Raw genomic sequence first — 20,309 nt, 5'->3', positions numbered from 1 at the left:
AGGCGATAACTGGTTCCATTATCAAGAAACATCTGACTTGTTAACGCTTTCAGTTATAGTCAAAAGTAGTCAGAAGTTATCATAACGTCTTGAGTAGACGCTAAAGAAGCGGGGTGATGCGCTAAACACAGGAGATTGGGAAAAAATGGCTTTAAAAAATCCGCCTAAACATATTGATTATAATGGTGTTTAAGGTAATCCAGAGTAGCGGTCACATTGGCGGGAGACATGCGGTTTAACGATGGTAAAAACGGATGGTTCTCAAGATAGTCAATAAAACGCGACGCGCTGCGTAGCGTAGCATGGCGTAAGGTGCTGGTCTTTTTTTTACCCGTCAGATCGCAAACCGCCATTGAATAATTCTGGGCATTAAACGCATACCAGATATTGTTACGTATCCCGCCTGCGGAAAATAAACGCGGCGAGATTACCTTTTGTGGCGGTGAGGTTCCCCTTTCCTTTACAAATGCAATATGGCAACGCCCATCAGCGATGTATTGCACATTGGCCATGATGCATCCGCCAAACAAAAAACACTCATTGTCGAGAAAATGTTGGGTGTTGAGCGCACGATCGTCCGTCAGGATCCTGACCAGTTCAAAATGTCGATATGCTGCCAGTACCGGTTTGACCAGCATACCCGGATCGTTTTGATGCAGCGCCGCTGTACCATAATCAATGTCATATAAGGTCTCTCGCCGCATGGTCATGAGTTCTTTACGCTGGATAAGATGTATCAGCGTACCCGGCGGCATGCGCTCTTCATAACAGGAGCAATACTGATAATCAGGCTCCACGGGAAGAGCGGAGTAATTGGTGGTCACGGACACCACCTTACCGCTTTTTTCTTCTGCCGTGACCAGGACATACAGTCGGTTGTCACTACCGTTATATTTTACCGTAAAGGCTCGGGTGCATAATGTAATATCGAATGAGGGGAATACCAGCCTCCGCTCCGCCTGATTCGCTTTGCGGTTTAATTTTATTAACGCCCGCCCAAGACCAGTACTGTCCAGAGAGAGTGTGTGGCGAATTTCTTGCAGTGACACACCGGCATCAATCATCATCGATAATCGGTCTCGCCTGGCTTCCTGGCGGCATTGCTCGCTAAAAACAAAGGTTCGGTCACATTCCCGACAGTAAAGGCGGTGTTTGTCCGGCGCTGAAAAGCCATATTTTTTTAGCGAGGTGCCGCCACAAGTCGGGCACTGCCGGATTAAACCTTTCCAGGGATGGTTTGCGGCCTGCCTGAAGCGATTAAGCGAGCGCTCAGAAATAATCGGAAACGCAAAGCCGCACCCGCGGCATAACACATTATTACCCTGCAAAACATAATCCGGGCTGTTTAAAATACCTAAGTTTTTACAACCTATGGTTTTGCAACAATCGACATTAATTTGCACAAACATGGTTCTTCTCTGCTTATGTGATTGCTTTTTCACGTATCCAGTTACGTATTGCTGTTAATCAGATCTCTGAAAACGCCTGGTAAAATAGAAATTAGATTATCCTTAAACTTTCATTGATAAGGTAATTTGATTAATCGTTAAAAACCTTTATATTCACCCCATAAATAAATTATCAATTATACAAAAAAACTATATTATTAATATTATGAACATCAACCCCTCGACCCAGAAGTATAAATAAAAAAATCATTATCAGCCAGTGATAAAGTTCTCATCTTTTAACGCCACAAACCTATCTCATATCATGTAAAATGATGTCGTATTATTACATTCGATTTTCATACTCACACTCTTCAGCAAGATTACCCCTGAAAAAATCAGCCAAAAAGGCTTGTTAATTAAATAACAAAGCAAGCAATTACAATACATATAATAAACTTGGTTAAAGCAACATTATTTGACACAGAACGATGACATATCGCTCTCCTGATACTTTTGCGACATTTATCACTTACCCTCACCGCCTGCTGCTTTTAGACTTTCACCGCTGACAGAATACATAATGCTGGATTATTTCTGGGGAAGGATTGCTCATGAATAAAAACGTTGTAATCTCAAATTTATTAGGTACCTGTATTGCGCTAACCTGTTTTAACGGTGAAGCAACAGAACTTAAGCGCGTATATGGGAAAATAAGCGCCAGATATGGTGACTGGAATAAAGGTTTTGTTAATGTCGACCGCGGTGAAGTTTGGAGTATAGTTGGCGACTTTGGGGCTGAATTCGATCGGGGAGAGTTTGCCTCTTTTTATGAATCCAATGTTCTTAACCACGCAGTAGAAGGGCGTAATCATGTCACTCAATTTCTTGGCCATTATCGTCCGATAGAGGGTTCAGATTTCACCGTTATGACCAAGCTTTATATGACCATGGAAAACAAGTTTGGCGATGAGCTGAATATGATGTATGGCGTAGGTTATCTCGGTCTTAAAGAGAAATCATGGTTTATTAAGCCTTATATTGCGATACACAACGTATCGAGCGATTACAATTCCAAAAAATATGGGCAAGCATCAGGTTTCAATGGTTATGTTCTGGGATGGGTTGCTGCTTATAATTTTGAATTATTTAAGGAAAAATTCGCTATCTCCGACTGGAACGAAATTGAATTTGATCGCAACGACGCTTATGCCCAACAGCAAGGGGGTAAAACAGGTTTGAACGGTGCCGTCACGCTCACGTGGAAATTTATTCCTCGTTGGACGGCCTCTGTTTCTTATCGCTATTTCGATAACAAATTGGGCTGGGACCGTTATGGCGATCGTATTAACTATATCGTCGGTTACGAGTTTTAGTACAATTACATTAACAACCCGCGAATAAAACAATGTCTGTCAGCAAAAACTGTCAATCTTTTACTTTTTACAGAAACGGATGGTGAAGATGAAAAACAAATTGTCGATTTCTCTTCTCGCATTGTGTATTGGATTATCCTCATCAATATCCATGTCAGTGAGTGCGAAAGATATCACTATTTATTACACAAACGATTTACATGCTCACGTAACGCCGGAAATCATTCCCTACGTCTCGAAAACTCGCCCGGTGGGCGGTTTTGCTCCTATCTCAAAAATTATTAAAGATGCTAAAGCCAAAGAAAAAGATATTTTCTTCTTTGACGCCGGTGACTATTTTACCGGACCCTATATAAGTACCCTGACAAAGGGTGAGGCGATCGTCGATATATTAAATACAATGCCTTACGATGCCGTTTCTGTAGGTAATCATGAATTTGATCATGGCATTAAAAACTTAACGACGCAGTTGGCGAAGTTAAAATTCCCGGTACTGCTTGATAACGTTTTTTACAGCGGCAGCAATACGCCGTTATTGGATACGCCATATACCATTGTTGAAAGGGATGGCATTAAAATCGGCGTGATTGGTATGCATGGCGTGTCTGCATTCTATGAGGCTATTGCCGCAGGCGCGCGTGAGGGCGTAGATTGCCGCGATCCTGTACCGTATGTAAAAAAAGCGCTGGAAGAACTAAAAGGCAAAGTTGACCTGACGGTACTGCTGGCGCATGAAGGCGTGCCTGGACGTCAATCCAGCGGTGGCGACGATGACGTTGCGCGTGCATTAAAAACCGATGTCGAGATGGCGAAAACGCTCCAGGGGTATGGGCTCAATGTGCTTATTACCGGTCACGCGCATAAAGGTACCCCAGAACCGATTAAAGTCGGCGACACGCTTGTCGTCTCTACCGATGCCTATAGCATCGAACTGGGTAAACTGGTTCTGGACTGGAACCCAGATACCAAAAAAGTAGACCGTTATAACGGTAAGTTGATTACTCTCTACGCAGATACCTACCAGCCCGATCCTACCACTCAGGCCAAAATTGACGAGTGGAATAATAAAGTTAAAAAAATCACCGATGAAGTGGTAGGTCATTCACCAGAAGTGATGACGCGTTCTTATGGCGAATCGGCCCCTACCGGTAACCTGATCGCCGACGCATTAATGTATAAGGTGCCTTATGCTGATGCTTCATTTTATAACGCGGGCGGGATACGTGCTGAGCTGCCAAAAGGGAACATTACCTACGGTGATATTCTGAGTATGAACCCCTTTACCAGCGATGTGCTAAGTATGGAAATTAGCGGTAAAGATCTCAGGGCAATCATGTCGCATGCCGCAGACCTGAAGAACGGGATACTGCATGTATCAAAATCGGTGCAATTTAACTACGACAGCACTAAACCGCTGGGCCAGCGCATTGTCGAGTTTACTATCAAAGGCCAGCCTGTTGAAGATAATAAAGTCTATACCGTTGCTATCGACTCCTTTATTGGGAAAGGGGGTGGCGGCTTCGATTTTACTAAAGGCAACAATGTTAAATACATTACTGGGTTAAAAACCCCTCAGGCCATTACTGACTATATCAGGCATGTGAATAACATCGTACCCGATCCCACTCTGCGTGTTGATGATATCAGTAAATAACAGGGTTTATCACTGTGAAAGGCTATGCGCCCCGGAGATCGCATAGTCTTTGTTATTTATCCGAACAACGGCAATTTGTACACCCTGAAGCCAGACAGATCGTAACGGTAGCTATCACCGTTTGCTTCGGCATTTTTAAAATAACCGGAAGAAATCGTTGCTTCGAAAAGCAATTCCTTCGTTTCTTTATGAATTTCCTGTAAAAGAAGAATGCCTAACGCCTGTGAACCTTCATCGGGATCAATGATGTCGCTATATCCGGGCTCTGAGGTAATAGGACGGTAATTTTCATCAACGGTATATCCACCAAAATGGATCACCAGATTACCGTTGCTCAAAAGATGTTTTGCACTGACATAGCTACTATACCCCCTGTTACCCACCTCGGTTTTACCGTACTCATACGGGCGGAATACAGTTTTAGCATTGAGGTCAATTTTGAACTGCACAACGCGGCTAAAATTATCAATCGGCAACAGGCTTTTTGCGTCATCACGAGAACGATAGTTACCGTTATCAAACACTAAAAACTCGACGATACCGGGTTGATCATTAGGGATCTTAACAACGTTATGTTGACCCCAGGTCCAGAATTGACGGTTAGCGTCGTCAATGCCCTCCTGAGTGGATAAATCATATAAGGGTGCATTCTGTTCATTAACCGGGGTAAGCAAATAATCTTCAAATTCAGATGCCCACCCCTCGTGGCTTGCCATAATAAATCGCAGCTCACCCGTATCAACATCTACCCCAAATACCGCCCCCTGATTTCGTCCCGATGCAATAACAAGGTTGTTTGTTTCATCGATGTAGCATTGATTAATATGCAGCCAGTCGTCCATTTCGACGTCCTGCCCCGGCGCACTGCCGGAAGGGCGGGCGGGGCGAGCATAGTCCATGACTTTTAACATGTCGTAATAAGCCACTTCAAGGCCCGTTGTCAAATCGACTATGGAGATGCCATCTTTCCCGGTTGAATATGCATCAGGCCGGCCATTACTGTATTCTGACGGGGCGATCACTCGATTATCGTCCAGAGGGAGTATTGAATGATGAAATTCATTATCCAGCAGATAGAAGGTATAAACGCGGCCAACAATGTCGAACTCATACATATTAAGGCAGTGATTGATACCCTGGGACGTTGCCAGAAAATGGCCGTTATCCATTCTGACGAAATTATAGGAAGGAATATCTTTTGTGGTATACCAACGCACGATCCCGTTCTGATCAAATGCCAAGTTGTAGCGATCAAATTGGGTCGTAAAATAAAAACCTTCACCGACCGACGCCAGATCATCCGTAGCGTGCGTCACACTGATAACCGGAAAGCCAAGGCTCACTTCTGCAGAATCAGGCAAAGGCAACGGAGCAGTCGCAATGGTATATTTTCCAACCTCCTGCGCATCGACCATGAGCGTAATGACGTTCAGGGTATCCGCAACCATTCCTGAAACAGGAATAACATTAGCGCCCTGTTGTAACTGCTGCGCCCAGGTCGCTGCGGACGTGACGCCGCCATTATCCTGTACACTTATCGTCAACGTTTGTTCGGCTTCTGCCCATAATCCGAGGCTGGCGCTCAACGGCGCGGTGCCATAAGGATTTAACCAGATGATGGCATGACCGAAATTATTATTTTCTCTTACTTCTGAAAGCATATTTTGATAAAGGGTATTATGTGCCAATACAAGGGCATTAGCGACATCGATTTTTTGATTTACAGGTTCACGCGGAGCTGGATAACCCGCTGAGAAGGATTTATCAGACATAATGAGACACCCTCTTGTTTAAGTAATACGGCTACGTAGCCGCGTAAACAAAATAAGGTGTAACCGGTCCACGACACGAATAAAAACGCATCATTATTTGTTATTTATGTATTTATATTAAACACCCTTACCCCAACATCAAGGAGGTAAACTGACAGAACCACACAGAGCATAAAGAGAATAATATCATGACCTTATATTCTATTAACCGCGAATTGATTTATGATGACCAGCGTCATGTTTTAAACAGGAAAGACGGTAAGCAAGGAATAAAATTAACCCATATGCGCGCTAAGCTAATGGATTTTATTTTAAAGAACAGACAGGCCAGAACATTGAGTAGAAAACAAATCGCGGATGAACTTTGGGGCCAAAGAAGCGAATTCATTCCTGAAGCCAATTTAACTCAATTGTTATATTTGATTCGAAGAGATCTCAAAACGTTCGGAATAGATAATTTGTTTATCACTATTCCTCGTCATGGAATACAAATAAACGCCGATGTGATAATTACGGTTGCGGCTGCTGACGTCTGCACAACTCAACGGGCAACCCGGCGACGCGTTCAGCGAACAGGACTTGCGCTGTTATGTCTCCTGATATTACTTTTTCTGTATATTGATTAATAAAAAAGCCTGAGATTAATTCACCTCAGGCTTTCAACTATGTGATAGTTAATTAACGTGTCAGATCGTCAAAGAATTTTTTTACGCCGTCGAAAAAGCTTTTGGAACGCGGGCTATTTTTTTCGCCCGTCGGGCCACCGAAACTTTCCTGCAAATCTTTCAGTAGCTGCTTCTGCTTCTCGTTGAGACCCACCGGGGTTTCTACCACTACGCGGCATAACAGGTCGCCCTGGGCACCGCCGCGTACCGATTTCACACCCTTGCCGCGCATGCGGAACAGCTTACCGGTTTGGGTTTCGTGCGGCACTTTCAGCTTAACGCGGCCATCCAGCGTCGGCACTTCGATTTCGCCGCCCAGCGCTGCCATCGCGAAGTTAATCGGCACTTCGCAATACAGGTTGTTGCCTTCACGTTCGAAGATCGGGTGCTGTTTCACTTGTACCTGGACGTACAAATCGCCTGCTGGTGCGCCGTGCTCGCCTGCTTCGCCCTCGCCTGCCAGGCGGATGCGGTCGCCGGTGTCCACGCCCGCCGGGATTTTAACCGACAGAGTTTTCGATTTCTCAACGCGTCCATGACCGTGGCATTTGGTGCACGGATCTTTGATCAACGTACCGCGGCCCTGACAGTGCGGACAGGTCTGCTGAACCGCAAAGAAGCCCTGACGCATCTGTACCTGGCCTGCGCCGTGGCAGGTCGGACAGGTCTGCGGCTGGGTGCCCGGTTTTGCACCGTTGCCGTGGCACACGTCGCACTCTTCCAGAGTCGGAATGCGGATCTCTTTAGTGACGCCACGCACCGCTTCTTCCAGCGTCAACTCCATGTTGTAACGGAGATCTGCACCGCGCGCCGCGCGCTGACGGCCACGTCCGCCGCCGAAGATATCGCCGAACACATCGCCGAAGATGTCGCTGAAATCCGCACCGCCGCCGCCAAATCCGCCGCCGCCCATGCCGCCCTGCTCAAATGCCGCATGGCCGTACTGATCGTAGGCCGCGCGTTTTTGCGCATCGGTCAGGATTTCATAGGCTTCTTTAATCTCTTTGAATTTGTCTTCAGCGTCTTTATCACCCTGATTACGGTCCGGGTGATATTTCATTGCCAGGCGTTTATAAGCCTTTTTGATTTCACGCTCTTCCGCGGTTTTCGGGACGCCTAAAATCTCGTAATAGTCTTTTTTCGCCATTTCTTTTATCTGCCCTTATTCCCTGTTTCATTCACGCCGCGCCCGCGTTGACCGTTACGCAACGCAAATTCATCCGGGAATACAAGAATAAACGGGCGGAGAGGAGATCCTCTTCGCCCGTATCAGTGTTTTACCCGTTCAAAGGGCGATTATTTTTTATCTTTAACTTCTTCGAACTCTGCGTCGACAACATCATCATCTTTCGCGTTGTTCGCAGAAGCGTCAGCACCGCCAGCCTGCTGCTGCGCGTGTTGCTGCTGGGCGATTTCCATCAGCTTCTGGGAAACCTGCGCCAGCGCCTGCATTTTGGCTTCGATATCTGCTTTATCTTCGCCTTTCAGCGCAGTTTCCAGCGCGGTCAGCGCAGACTCGATAGCGGTTTTATCGTCAGCTGGCAGTTGATCGCCTGCTTCTTCAACCTGCTTGCGAGTGCTGTGCACCAAGTGGTCTGCCTGGTTGCGGGTCTGTACCAGCTCTTCGAACTTACGGTCAGATTCCGCATTCGCTTCCGCTTCGCGCACCATTTTCTGGATTTCATCTTCGTTCAGACCAGAAGATGCCTTGATGGTGATTTTCTGCTCGCGGCCGCTGTTTTTGTCTTTCGCAGACACGTGCAGGATACCGTCCGCATCGATGTCGAAGGTCACTTCGATCTGCGGCATGCCGCGCGGTGCCGGGTTAATCCCGTCAAGGTTGAACTGGCCCAGAGATTTGTTATCGCTGGCGCGCTTACGTTCACCCTGCAGCACATGGATGGTTACCGCAGACTGGTTATCTTCCGCAGTAGAGAACACCTGGCTGTGCTTGGTCGGGATAGTGGTGTTTTTGCTGATCAGCGCCGTCATCACGCCGCCCATGGTTTCGATACCCAGAGACAGCGGGGTAACGTCCAGCAGCAGTACGTCTTTCACGTCACCGGTCAACACGCCGCCCTGAACCGCTGCGCCGATAGCCACAGCTTCGTCCGGGTTAACGTCTTTACGCGGCTCTTTGCCAAAGAACTCGGCAACTTTTTTCTGCACCATCGGCATACGGGTCTGACCGCCGACCAGGATCACGTCCTGCACGTCGGATACGGACAGGCCAGCATCCTGCAGTGCCACTTTCAGCGGCTCGATGGAACGGTTCACCAGGTCTTCTACCAGGCTTTCCAGTTTCGCGCGAGTCACTTTGATGTTCATGTGTTTCGGACCGGTGGCGTCTGCAGTGATGTACGGCAGGTTCACGTCGGTCTGCTGAGCAGAAGACAGCTCAATTTTGGCTTTTTCTGCCGCTTCTTTCAGACGCTGCATCGCCAGCGGATCGTTACGCAGATCGATACCCTGGTCTTTCTTAAACTCTTCCACCAGGTAGTTGATCATACGGCTGTCGAAGTCTTCGCCGCCCAGGTGGGTGTCACCGTTGGTCGCCAGTACTTCGAAGGTTTTTTCGCCGTCAACGTCGTCAATTTCGATAATAGAGATATCGAAAGTACCACCACCGAGGTCGTAAACCGCGATAGTACGGTTGCCGACTTCTTTATCCAGACCGTAAGCCAGCGCGGCAGCGGTCGGTTCGTTGATGATACGTTTTACTTCCAGACCTGCGATACGGCCAGCATCTTTGGTTGCCTGACGCTGAGCATCGTTGAAGTACGCAGGTACAGTGATAACCGCTTCAGTTACCGGTTCGCCCAGGTAATCTTCAGCTGTTTTCTTCATTTTCTTCAGCACTTCAGCAGAGATCTGCGGCGGTGCCATTTTCTGGCCTTTCACGTCAAGCCAGGCGTCGCCGTTATCGGCGGCGATGATTTTGTACGGCATGATGGCTTCATCACGCTGCACTTCTTCATCCTGGAAGCGGCGACCGATCAGGCGTTTAATCGCAAACAGCGTGTTCTGCGGGTTAGTCACTGCCTGACGTTTAGCCGGCTGACCTACCAGAGTTTCGCCATCCTGTGTATAAGCAATGATAGAAGGCGTGGTGCGGTCACCCTCGGCGTTCTCCAGAACACGTGCGGTTGTACCATCCATAATCGCGACACAAGAGTTAGTCGTCCCCAGGTCGATACCAATAATTTTACCCATCTAAACGTCTCCACTAAAAATTCGTCATTATGTGGTTGTGAACCTGTAATAAGGGCGAAACCGTGAGTTTCAACTGCCCCTTCATTATTTTTCACGTCCACTCACTGCGGTTGACTACAAGATGGGGTCGTATCGCTGCGCATCAAGGGGCAACAAATAAAATTTTTTTCTTTTACCTGTGCAGATCATAGACGGCGGAGTATTGGCTGATTATTATGCCGCGCCCGACACGGATCACACTTTCTGGCGGCGGGAATTTCTATCTCTACATTCACATGTTTTTGAGGATTTATGGGCAACACGAAGTTGGCTAACCCCGCTCCGCTGGGATTAATGGGTTTCGGCATGACCACTATTCTGCTTAACCTGCACAATATCGGTCTTTTCCCGCTGGACGGCATTATTCTGGCAATGGGGATTTTCTACGGCGGCATCGCGCAAATTTTCGCGGGCCTGCTGGAGTTTAAGAAAGGGAATACTTTCGGTTTAACCGCGTTCACCTCTTACGGTTCCTTCTGGCTGACGCTGGTCGCGATCCTGCTGATGCCAAAAATGGGCCTGGCAGAAGCGGCTAACGGACACTTCCTGGGTGTTTACTTAGGCATCTGGGGCATTTTCACCCTGTTCATGTTCTTCGGTACGCTAAAAGGCGCACGCGTTCTGCAATTCGTGTTCCTGAGCCTGACCGTTCTGTTTGCTCTGCTGGCTATTGGCCACCTGGCAGACAGCGAGAGCATCGTTCACGTGGCGGGTTGGATTGGCCTGATCTGCGGCGCAAGCGCGATTTACCTGGCGATGGGCGAAGTGCTCAACGAGCAATATGGCCGCACCGTGCTGCCGATTGGCGAACAGCACTAAGATTCAGCGCATCTTCACCTAACGGCTGCCGTCTGGCGGCCGTTTTTTTATTCCACCGCCAGCGACGGCATCATTCGATGAGATAGTGACGAATATCTGAAGGCGCGTACCCCTGCTCCCATAACGCCTTCATGGTACGCATGTAAGGTGCGACATAGGTAAAAAACGCCCGATAGCTGGGGCAGAAGTAATTTAGCTCAGGAAGACCGCGCGATGAGAGCATAATACGATCTTTCGGGCAGCCGCCATGACAGGCAGTCCTGACGTCGCAGACGGCGCACTCCGGCGCTTGTGGCCGTTTTTTCTGACTAAACGCATGATTCGCCTGGCTGTCCCGCATTTGCTGGATTGTCTGCTGATGAAGATTCCCCAGCAGGTATTCCGGGCTCACGAAATGGTCACATTGATAAAAATCACCGTTGAGTTCCAGCGCAAAGGCGCTGCCACAGGCGGGTGCAAACACGCAGGTTAGCGCAGGCATACCACAGTTGACCGCAAACGCATGTTCAAAAAGCGGAATCTCAATCAGCCCAATATCCTGGCGAACCCACTGCGCAAAAATCGTGGTTAAAAACGTGCCGAAGTCTGGGGGCTTAACGCTGCGTTCATGAATACCTTCATCAGTGGTTTCAAGCAGCGGAATAAACTGCATATGCCGGCTGCCGAGCTTTTTCAGGTATTCGTATACCCGCAGTGGATGCTGGCTATTAAGCGCGTTAATCACCGTCAGGGTGTTAAATGCCACACCGTGCTTTTGCAGTAACTTTACTGCATTCTCGACGCGCTGATGGGTCGGTTTACCGGCGTTGGTTTTGCGAAAAGCATCATGGAGTAAGGCGTCACCGTCCACGGAGATGCCAATTAAAAAATGGTGTTGACTAAAAAAACGGCACCAGGCATCGTCCAGCAACACGCCATTGGTCTGAAAGGTATTAATCAGGGTTTTGCCCTGGGCGAATTGCTTTTGCAGGGCAACGGCGCGCTGAAAAAAAGCCAGGCCGGCGAGCGTAGGCTCGCCGCCCTGCCAGGCAAAAATCACCTCATCGGTGTCCTGGGCAGCAATATGTTGTTGGATAAGCTGGCTTAGCGTTTCATCGTCCATACAACGCGCGTTACGGTGGGGGTAAAGCCGGGCTTTTTCGAGATAGAAGCAGTAATCGCATCCGAGATTACATAATGCGCCGGTGGGCTTGACCATAACATGACAGCTTTTCATCATCCTTTCCTTTATACAATGGCCCTGTGCCGACAGGGCCGTCATTTCCTTTACCTTAGTTCCAGTCTACCGGCGTGGGTTTTTCGCCACGCGCTTCCATCAGTGCGTCATGCTCAACGCTGTATTTATAATTTTCAAATGCAGACACCAGCCGTTTTTCAACCTCAGGCTGCTTGCCAAGCTGGTTCATGGTTTCTCCACGATCCAGTTTCATGTTGTAGAGATACTTCGGCTTACTGTCGCGATCGAAAATCATCTTCCAGTCACCGTCACGCAGCGCCCACATATCGGTAGGATCGTCCTGGAATGGCATATCGATGGCCGTCAAAATGGGTTTTTGGCGGGTGAGGGTTTTCCCTTCCAGTACCGGCACAATGGATTCGCCGTCAATGACGCGATCTTTCGGTAAATCAAAGTGGGTCAATTCAGCCAGGGTTGGCAGAATATCCAGGCCGCTCACCGGAACATCAGATACCGTGCCCGCCGGTAAATTTTTGCCGTATTTCACAATGGCTGGCACGCGTGTACCGCCATCCCAAAGATTATCTTTACGGCCGCGCAATCCGTCGGTTTCACCTGCCAGGTTGAGTTCATACCATTTACGGGCTTCGCGGGTAACCGGACCGTTGTCACTGGTAAAAATCACGATGGTGTTGTCTTCCTGGCCCATCGCTTTAATTTTCGCCAGCACTTTACCGACCTGCTCATCCATATAGCTAATATTGGCGTAATATTCGCCCGGCCCGCGATACGGTTTATCTGCCCAGTCGGCGTAGAACAGATCCTGATGCTGTTTCTCATACTCACTCATGTACGCGTTATACATATCGAGATATTTTTTCGACGAAGCCAGTGGGCTATGAACTTCGGTAAACGCCACGTACATAAAGAAAGGTTTATTATCTTTCTTATTATCTAACCAGTTAATGGCCTCCTGGCTGACAAACTCGCCGCTGATCTGATTAACGGTACCCAGCGCTTTGCCATTACGATAAAAACCGTTGGGATAGACCACCCCGTAACGCGGACGCTCTTTGGCTTTATCGAGGTCGCTGGTCACGAATCCGGCGGCATTGACCAGGGTGTACTGGAATCCTGCATCTTCAGCCTGCGGCTGGTCGTGGCGATCGGCCCCGGCATTCAGGTGCCATTTCCCCATCATCGCCGTGTCGTACCCTTTATCCTTCAGGTAATTCGCGATGGTTTTTTCATTACGGCCCAACGCCACATTTTTAGTCACCGGGATCCATGAACGAATGCCGGTACGGAATGGCGTACGTCCGGTTAACAACCCGGCGCGCGAGGGCGAACACAGCGGTGCTGGCGCGTAATATTGAGTAAAACGCACCCCTTCCTGCGCCAGCTTGTCGATATTCGGCGTTTTCACAATCGGATGACCGTAAGCACCCAGATCGCCATAGCCCAGGTCATCCGCCAAAATAATGACGACGTTCGGTTGTTGTGTATTAGCGCCTGATGCTGGTGTGGCTGCCATGGCGGAATGCATCACGACCGGCGCGCAAAACGCGGCGCTGACCAGCGTGGCCAAAATATGTTTTTTCATCGCCTGTTCCTTATTTATTAAAATTCGTAGCCGAGCATATAAATCAATTGATCGCCGTAGTTTTCATAGCCGAGTTTGTTATCGAAATAACGGTACGTCATACTGGCTTTGAAATGAGGGTAGAATTTCCAGGTAAGCGTTAACCCGCCGTTAATACCGTTTTTGCTGTGCTGTTGTTCTGCATAAGCATCATTACGGTCGAGTTCAAATTCATTCCAGTTGGAGAGCACCATCTTTTCGCCCCACAGGTCGAAAAACCAGGCAGCCGTCCAGCCGACGACATAGCCATTCAAACCATTGGCCTGGCCGTATTCTCTGGAGGTGTAGTCAGAAGAGAGGTTGTGTAGTGCGACATAGGGTTTAAAGAAGCCCTGAGGGCCTGACCAGCCCAAATAGCCGAAGCCGTACATCATATTCAGCTCATCACCCCATTTATTTTCGAACTGACCATACAGCTTGCCCATAAAGCTAAAATCAGAATCAAATAAACGCACGTGAGTTTGTGCAGAAAGTACGTGGTTGCGGCCTTCAACTGCGTGATTTAATACGTTGCTTTCATAGAAAGAATAAAACTCACCTTTATCAAATATGGCGCCGAAATCTGCCGTTGCCTTCCAGACTTCGCCACGGTGAGTATTTTCAAAACCGGTGTTCCAGTTAGCATAACCCGCATTAATCGAGCCATATGACGTTTTTAATTCTAATGCCTGCGCCTGCCCGGCGAGTAAACCGGTTAGTACGAGCGCTGTCCCCCCAAGGTACTTTATTCTCATCGTTGTTACTCCCTGTAGTTTTACGTGCAAAACATCTCTTTCATCGGGGTGCATGGTAGGGAGTGAGGAATAAAATATTCGTGATAATTTTCACACATTATTTGTGAGGATTTTCACATGCAGGCAAAGTGACAAAAATTGGGGGTAATGGAGGGGTAACTTACTGATAATAAGAAGGAGATTACCAAAAAAATCACTGCAAGCAGATAGCTCGCAGTGATCGACCGGTATTATCGGGCAACGGCATCTTGTGCCAGGGCATCATACTGGCCATGTCCCTGACGCAGCCAGATGCCCAATCCCAATCCCATTAGTGCAAGCGCTAATACGTACCATGCTGGTGCCATGGGTGAAATCCCCATGAGTACCGTTACGGCAATGGGGGTCAGTCCGCCAAAGATGGCATAGGAGACATTGTAGGAAAAGGAAATGCCGGTGAAGCGCACTTCCGCCGGGAAGGAACGCACCATGACGTATGGCACCGCGCCCACCACGCCCACACACAGCCCTACCGTGCCATACAGCAAGAACAGTTGCTCAGGGTGCGTACCGGACAGATGGTAGAAAAACCAGCTGGAACATGCCAACAGCAGGCTGCCGATGATAAAGGTTTTGCTGGCTCCGAAACGGTCTACCGCCAGCCCGGCGATCAGGCAACCAAAGCACAGCATGATGGTGGCGATACTGTTCGCCTGAAGCGTCAACGCAGGCGCAAAGCCATACTGTTTTTGCAGCCAGACCGGCGACATCAAAATCACCACCACGATGCCCGCAGACAGCAGCCAGGTCAGCAGCATTGAGACCACCACCGCTTTTTTATGCCGTACTACCACGGTCTTAACCGGTAGCTCTTGCGCCAGCGCTTTGCGCTGCTGCATTTCGAGGAAAATCGGCGTCTCCTGCAACCAGCGGCGTAGATACATGGCGACCAGGCCAAACGCACCGCCAAGCAGGAACGGCACGCGCCAGCCCCAGTCATGTACCGCTTGCGGGGTCATGCTGGTGTTGACCAGCGTGGCGACGACCGAGCCGAGCAGGATCCCCACCGTCAGGCCCGCGGTCAGCGTTCCGCAGGCAATACCGATACGCCGAGCCGGGACGTGTTCAGCCACAAATACCCATGCGCCGGGCACTTCGCCGCCAATTGCCGCGCCCTGTAACAAACGCATCAGCAACAGCAATAGCGGCGCGGCAATGCCTGCGGTGGCATAAGTGGGCAATAAGCCCATCGCCAGCGTCGGCACCGCCATCAGCAGGATACTCAGCGTAAACATTTTCTTACGGCCAACCAGATCGCCAAAATGCGCCATGATGATGCCGCCCAGCGGGCGCGCCAGATAGCCCGCCGCAAAGATGCCAAAGGTCTGCACCTGGCGCAGCCATTCGGGGATATCAGTGGGGAAAAACAGCTCGCCGACCACGGCAGCAAAGAAAACGAAGATAATAAAGTCGTAAAACTCCAGCGCGCCGCCGAGGGCGGCAAGAGTCAGCGTTTTATAATCCTGACGATTCAGAGGACGATTGTGTTGTGACATAAGAGACCGTTTGTAAACAGAGGTGGTGTAATAGCGTTATACGATAACTGTAAAGTAACAATTACTATACCGTATCAATTGCATTACACCAGTTGCTTTCGCTGTTATGTCACTCCACCGGAGATTTTAGGGTTTTATCTCGCGAACTGCGCTCTTGGGACGAAATGCAGCTACCACATCAGCACATGTCTCTACATAGGGGCCATCAAGCAGTTGGATGCAGTAAGGAACGCTGGCAAAAATACCCGCGACGGCGACCTTACCGCTCGCGTCACGCAGCCCTTCCAGCGTTTCTTTAATCGACTTTGGCTGGCCAGGAAGATTAAGGATCAGCGCCTGTTTACGGATCACCCCAACCTGGCGCGACAAAATCGCCGTCGGCACAAAGTTAAGGCTAATCTGGCGCATTTGCTCGCCAAAGCCGGGCATTTCACGGTCGGCGACGGCCAGTGTCGCGTCAGGGGTCACATCGCGGCGCGCGGGGCCGGTGCCCCCGGTGGTCAGGACTAAATGGCAACCCATCTCATCCACCAGCTCGCAGAGCGTTTGTTCGATAACCGGCTGTTCGTCGGGGATGAGGCGCGTTTCAACGGTGAACGGGGTAGTGAGTGCCGACGCGAGCCATGCTTCAAGCGCGGGGATGCCTTTGTCCTGATAAACGCCGGTGGACGCGCGATCAGAAACAGAAACCAGGCCAATACGTAATGTGTCCATATCCATTCCGAAAATGATTCAAAAGTGACGGAATGATACACCGAGTGGGGAAATGCAGACAGGGGAAGCGGGGATTACGTGACGCAGAGCGTGTGGCCGGGCTAAACCCGGCCACGGGAAAAATTACAGCAGATCGCCGATCATTTTTTCCAGTTTTTCCTGGTCAACCGCAAACTTACGGATGCCGTCAGCCAGTTTATCAACCGCCATCGGATCCTGGTTGTGCTGCCACAGGAACTCAGACTCAGTGATACGCTCAGGACGCGCTTTCACTTCACCGCTAAAGGCCAGTTTACGTTCAACCGCGCCTTCGCTTTCCGCCAGTTCTTTCAGCAGTGCCGGCGCAATGGTCAGACGGTCGCAGCCCGCCAGTTCCAGAATTTCGCCCACGTTACGGAAGCTTGCGCCCATCACCACGGTTTCGTAACCGTGCTGTTTGTAGTACTCGTAAATTTCAGTGACTGACACCACGCCCGGATCTTCAGCACCAACATACTCTTTCTTATCGGTGTTGGCTTTGTACCAGTCGAGGATACGGCCCACGAACGGAGAAATCAGGAACACGCCCGCTTCAGCACAGGCGCGCGCCTGGGCGAAGGAGAACAGCAGCGTCAGGTTACAGTTGATGCCTTCTTTTTCCAGCTGCTCCGCGGCGCGGATACCCTGCCAGGTAGAAGCCAGTTTGATCAGAATCCGATCGTTGCTGATGCCGGCATCGTTATACAGCTTGATCAGACGCTTGGCTTTTACGATGCTCGCTTCGGTATCGTAAGAAAGACGTGCATCCACTTCAGTAGAGATGCGGCCCGGGATCAGCTTCAGGATTTCCAGGCCGATATTCACGGCCAGCTTATCCGACGCATCCACAATCTGCTGCTCGCGGGAATCGCTTTGCGCACGCGCCCAGGTCACCGCATCGTCAATCAGTTTGCGGTATTCAGGAATTTGCGCGGCGTTCAGAATTAAAGAAGGGTTGGTGGTTGCATCCTGCGGCTGGTACAGCTTCATTGCCGCGATGTCTCCGGTATCAGCCACTACGGTTGTGAACTGACGAAGGGAGGTCAATTTGTCCGTCATAATAGAGGTCTCTTCAAAACTGCGTGTTAGGGAGATGTAATCGGTCTGCGGTGATGATAACACGACGCCCGAACAGCGCAACCGCAGCAATTCAGGCGGGCACAGTGTGATAAACTACGGAATTCGATAACCTGCAAAGTATCACGAAGGATAGCGGTCAGTGCTGTTGCGCAAACCGGGTGAGTTGATCAAGAGGGATGTGAATGCCGGATTTTCTGACGTTTATCAACGAAATACTTTGGGGCTCTATCCTCATCTATCTGCTGCTGTGCGCAGGGATCTGGTTCACGTTGCGCAGCGGATGTGTGCAGTTCCGCTATATCCGCTATTTCCCCCGGGCATTAAGAAAGAGTTTTACCCCGCAACCCGACGGTTTAACGGCATTCCAGGCGCTGTGCACCAGCCTGGCGGCGCGCGTTGGCAGCGGCAATATCGCGGGCGTTGCGCTGGCGATCTCAATGGGCGGCCCCGGCGCGGTGTTCTGGATGTGGGTAACGGCGCTGATTGGCATGGCGACCTCGTTTGCCGAATGCTCGCTTGCGCAACTGTATAAAGGCCGCGACCGCAACGGGCAGTTTCGCGGCGGCCCGGCCTGGTATATGGAGCGCGGGCTCGGCATGCGCTGGATGGGCGTGCTGTTTTCTCTTTTCCTGCTGCTGTCGTTTGGCCTGGTGTTTAATGCCGTCCAGGCCAGTTCTGTGGCCTTTGCGTTGGATCATGCCTGGCAAATTCCCAAATGGCTGACGGTCAGCGTGCTGGCGGCGCTAACCCTGCTGGTCTGCGTCCGGGGCATGCGCGGGATCGCCCGGCTGGCGCAATGGCTGGTGCCCGTAATGGCAATTGTGTGGGTACTGACGGGGCTGGTGATTATCGCTCTGCATGCCGACAAAATGCCTGACGTGATCGACGCGATCTTTACTGGCGCATTTGGCTGGCAGGAAGCGGCGTCCGGCGTCATGGGCTATACCTTCAGCCAGGCGCTGACCAGCGGCTTTCAGCGCGGCATGTTTTCTAACGAAGCGGGCATGGGTTCGACGCCTAACGCGGCGGCGGCGGCCTCGTCATGGCCGCCCCACCCTGCCGCGCAGGGCATCGTGCAGATGATCGGCGTGTTTGTCGATACGGTGATTATTTGCAGCGCCACGGCGGTGATTATCCTGATCGCCGGGCTACCGGAAAAACCCCTGACGCCGGATGAGGGAATTTTACTCACCCAACATGCACTGGTGAGCCTGTCCGGGCACTGGGCCAGCGGCTATCTAGGCCTTATCGTGTTGCTGTTCGCGTTTACCTCTATTGTCGCCAACTACGCCTATGCGGAAAATAATCTGGTGTTTTTGCGTATCGATACCCAGCGCAATATCTGGCTGCTGAGAATAAGCGTAATAGTGATGGTGATGCTGGGCGCAGTCGTCAACCTGACACTGGTATGGCATCTGGCCGATATCTCTATGGCCCTGATGGCAATCACCAACCTGACGGCCATTCTGTTGCTGTCGCCCGTTGTGAAAACCCTCGCTGCGGACTATCTACGCCAGCGAAAGCTAGGGGTGAAGCCGCATTTCGATCCGGCACGCTTTCCTGATATCCAACACCAGCTTGCGCCGGATGTGTGGGAAAATATCCCGCGAGAGTGAGCGCAAACTGATTGCATCCATTGGTCACCTTTGCATCAAAATTTGTTACAGTCACCAAAAAGCCTGTAAGGAAAAGCAATGCTGTTACTGATTTCACCTGCTAAAACGCTGGACTATCAAAGCCCGCTGGCCACGAAACGCTATACCCAACCCGAGTTGCTGGAATACTCCCAACAGCTGATTGGCGAAGCGCGCAATTTATCTGAAGCGCAGATCAAAGCGCTGATGGGCGTGAGCGATAAAATCGCCTCCCTGAACGCGACCCGTTTCCATGACTGGCATCCTGACTTTACCCCTGATAATGCGCGCCAGGCGATCCTGGCGTTTAAAGGGGATGTCTATACCGGGCTTCAGGCCGACACTTTCAGCGAGGCGGATTTCGATTTTGCCCAGCGTCATTTGCGGGTGTTATCGGGGTTGTATGGCGTGTTGCGCCCGCTGGATCTGATGCAACCTTACCGGCTGGAAATGGGTATTAAGCTGGAGAATACCAAAGGCAGCGATCTTTACACCTTCTGGGGCGACATCATTACCCATACGCTCAACGACGCGCTGGCCGCCCAGGGCGACAACGTTTTGGTTAACCTGGCGTCTGATGAGTATTTTAAAGCGGTGCGTCCGGCGAAGCTGAACGCGAAAATCGTGAAGCCAGTATTCCTCGATGAGAAAAACGGCAAATTTAAGGTAATCAGTTTCTACGCCAAGAAAGCGCGCGGATTAATGAGCCGCTACGTAATCGAAAACCGCCTGACCCTGCCCCAGCAGCTGACCCAGTTTGACGTAGACGGCTATGCCTGGGATCGCGATATGTCGAGCGAAACCGAGCTGGTATTTAAGCGTCCTGAACGCTAAGCAATAAAAAGGCCC

16 protein-coding genes are annotated in these 20,309 nt (G+C 50.2%); 6 read left to right on the top strand and 10 right to left on the bottom strand.

The window, feature by feature from the left end; genetic code table 11:
* Positions 1-164: 164 nt before the first annotated feature.
* The gene (locus ACVV26_RS03075; RefSeq protein WP_474801705.1) at positions 165-1,409 is read right to left on the bottom strand and encodes an IS1/IS1595 family N-terminal zinc-binding domain-containing protein; all 1,245 of its coding nucleotides are present in this window, start codon (positions 1,407-1,409) and stop codon (positions 165-167) included.
* Between the two features lie 593 nt (positions 1,410-2,002).
* Here ACVV26_RS03075 and ACVV26_RS03070 point away from each other — a divergent pair.
* Together ACVV26_RS03070 and ACVV26_RS03065 are read left to right on the top strand one after the other, a co-directional pair.
* Positions 2,003-2,764, top strand: coding sequence for an outer membrane protein OmpK (locus ACVV26_RS03070; protein WP_474799918.1), 762 nt, complete (start codon positions 2,003-2,005; stop codon positions 2,762-2,764).
* 79 nt (positions 2,765-2,843) lie between these two features.
* On the top strand, positions 2,844-4,418 hold the full coding sequence (locus tag ACVV26_RS03065; RefSeq protein ID WP_474799916.1) for a bifunctional metallophosphatase/5'-nucleotidase: 1,575 nt from the start codon (positions 2,844-2,846) through the stop codon (positions 4,416-4,418).
* Positions 4,419-4,474: 56 nt separating this feature from the next.
* Here ACVV26_RS03065 and ACVV26_RS03060 read toward each other — a convergent pair whose 3' ends face one another.
* Positions 4,475-6,190: an aryl-sulfate sulfotransferase gene (locus ACVV26_RS03060; RefSeq protein ID WP_474799914.1), complete on the bottom strand. Its 1,716-nt coding sequence runs from the start codon at positions 6,188-6,190 to the stop codon at positions 4,475-4,477.
* Between the two features lie 188 nt (positions 6,191-6,378).
* On the opposite strand from ACVV26_RS03060, the gene ACVV26_RS03055 reads away from it, so the two are divergent.
* Positions 6,379-6,816, top strand: coding sequence for a winged helix-turn-helix domain-containing protein (locus ACVV26_RS03055; RefSeq protein ID WP_474799912.1), 438 nt, complete (start codon positions 6,379-6,381; stop codon positions 6,814-6,816).
* Between the two features lie 52 nt (positions 6,817-6,868).
* Here ACVV26_RS03055 and dnaJ read toward each other — a convergent pair whose 3' ends face one another.
* On the bottom strand, positions 6,869-8,002 hold the full coding sequence (gene dnaJ, locus ACVV26_RS03050) for a molecular chaperone DnaJ (RefSeq protein ID WP_312982819.1): 1,134 nt from the start codon (positions 8,000-8,002) through the stop codon (positions 6,869-6,871).
* A 149-nt stretch (positions 8,003-8,151) separates the two neighbouring features.
* Complete coding sequence (gene dnaK / locus ACVV26_RS03045) at positions 8,152-10,068, bottom strand: molecular chaperone DnaK (protein ID WP_125293112.1); 1,917 nt, start codon at positions 10,066-10,068, stop codon at positions 8,152-8,154.
* 291 nt (positions 10,069-10,359) lie between these two features.
* Between dnaK and satP the strand changes: the two genes are divergently transcribed.
* Positions 10,360-10,926, top strand: a complete 567-nt coding sequence (satP, locus tag ACVV26_RS03040; protein ID WP_161659350.1) for an acetate uptake transporter — start codon at positions 10,360-10,362, stop codon at positions 10,924-10,926.
* Between the two features lie 70 nt (positions 10,927-10,996).
* Here the strand turns inward: satP and ACVV26_RS03035 are convergent, their stop codons facing one another.
* The 6 genes from ACVV26_RS03035 to tal all read right to left on the bottom strand — a co-directional run bounded on the left by ACVV26_RS03035 (position 10,997) and on the right by tal (position 17,805).
* Positions 10,997-12,142 (bottom strand): anaerobic sulfatase maturase, encoded by a 1,146-nt coding sequence (locus tag ACVV26_RS03035; RefSeq protein ID WP_474799910.1) that lies wholly within the window; start codon positions 12,140-12,142, stop codon positions 10,997-10,999.
* 55 nt (positions 12,143-12,197) lie between these two features.
* Positions 12,198-13,706 carry a sulfatase family protein gene (locus ACVV26_RS03030; protein ID WP_474799908.1) on the bottom strand — a complete coding sequence of 503 codons (1,509 nt, stop codon included), beginning with the start codon at positions 13,704-13,706 and terminating at the stop codon, positions 12,198-12,200.
* A gap of 17 nt (positions 13,707-13,723) precedes the next feature.
* Complete coding sequence (locus ACVV26_RS03025; RefSeq protein ID WP_474801703.1) at positions 13,724-14,479, bottom strand: outer membrane protein OmpK; 756 nt, start codon at positions 14,477-14,479, stop codon at positions 13,724-13,726.
* A 230-nt stretch (positions 14,480-14,709) separates the two neighbouring features.
* Positions 14,710-16,014, bottom strand: a complete 1,305-nt coding sequence (locus ACVV26_RS03020) for an MFS transporter (protein ID WP_474799906.1) — start codon at positions 16,012-16,014, stop codon at positions 14,710-14,712.
* Positions 16,015-16,140: 126 nt separating this feature from the next.
* Complete coding sequence (gene mog, locus ACVV26_RS03015; protein WP_474799904.1) at positions 16,141-16,728, bottom strand: molybdopterin adenylyltransferase; 588 nt, start codon at positions 16,726-16,728, stop codon at positions 16,141-16,143.
* 123 nt (positions 16,729-16,851) lie between these two features.
* Complete coding sequence (gene tal / locus ACVV26_RS03010) at positions 16,852-17,805, bottom strand: transaldolase (RefSeq protein WP_474799903.1); 954 nt, start codon at positions 17,803-17,805, stop codon at positions 16,852-16,854.
* A gap of 203 nt (positions 17,806-18,008) precedes the next feature.
* Here tal and ACVV26_RS03005 point away from each other — a divergent pair, with 203 nt between their 5' ends.
* Together ACVV26_RS03005 and yaaA are read left to right on the top strand one after the other, a co-directional pair.
* Positions 18,009-19,442 (top strand): alanine/glycine:cation symporter family protein, encoded by a 1,434-nt coding sequence (locus tag ACVV26_RS03005; protein ID WP_474799902.1) that lies wholly within the window; start codon positions 18,009-18,011, stop codon positions 19,440-19,442.
* A gap of 78 nt (positions 19,443-19,520) precedes the next feature.
* Positions 19,521-20,294: a peroxide stress protein YaaA gene (gene yaaA / locus ACVV26_RS03000; RefSeq protein ID WP_474799900.1), complete on the top strand. Its 774-nt coding sequence runs from the start codon at positions 19,521-19,523 to the stop codon at positions 20,292-20,294.
* Positions 20,295-20,309 lie beyond the last annotated feature (15 nt).

The sequence above is a fragment of the Atlantibacter sp. MEI4A-1023 genome (assembly GCF_056155425.1).
The sequence above is the reverse complement of the archived record's forward strand: the minus strand, read 5'-3'. Positions and strand labels throughout refer to the sequence as shown.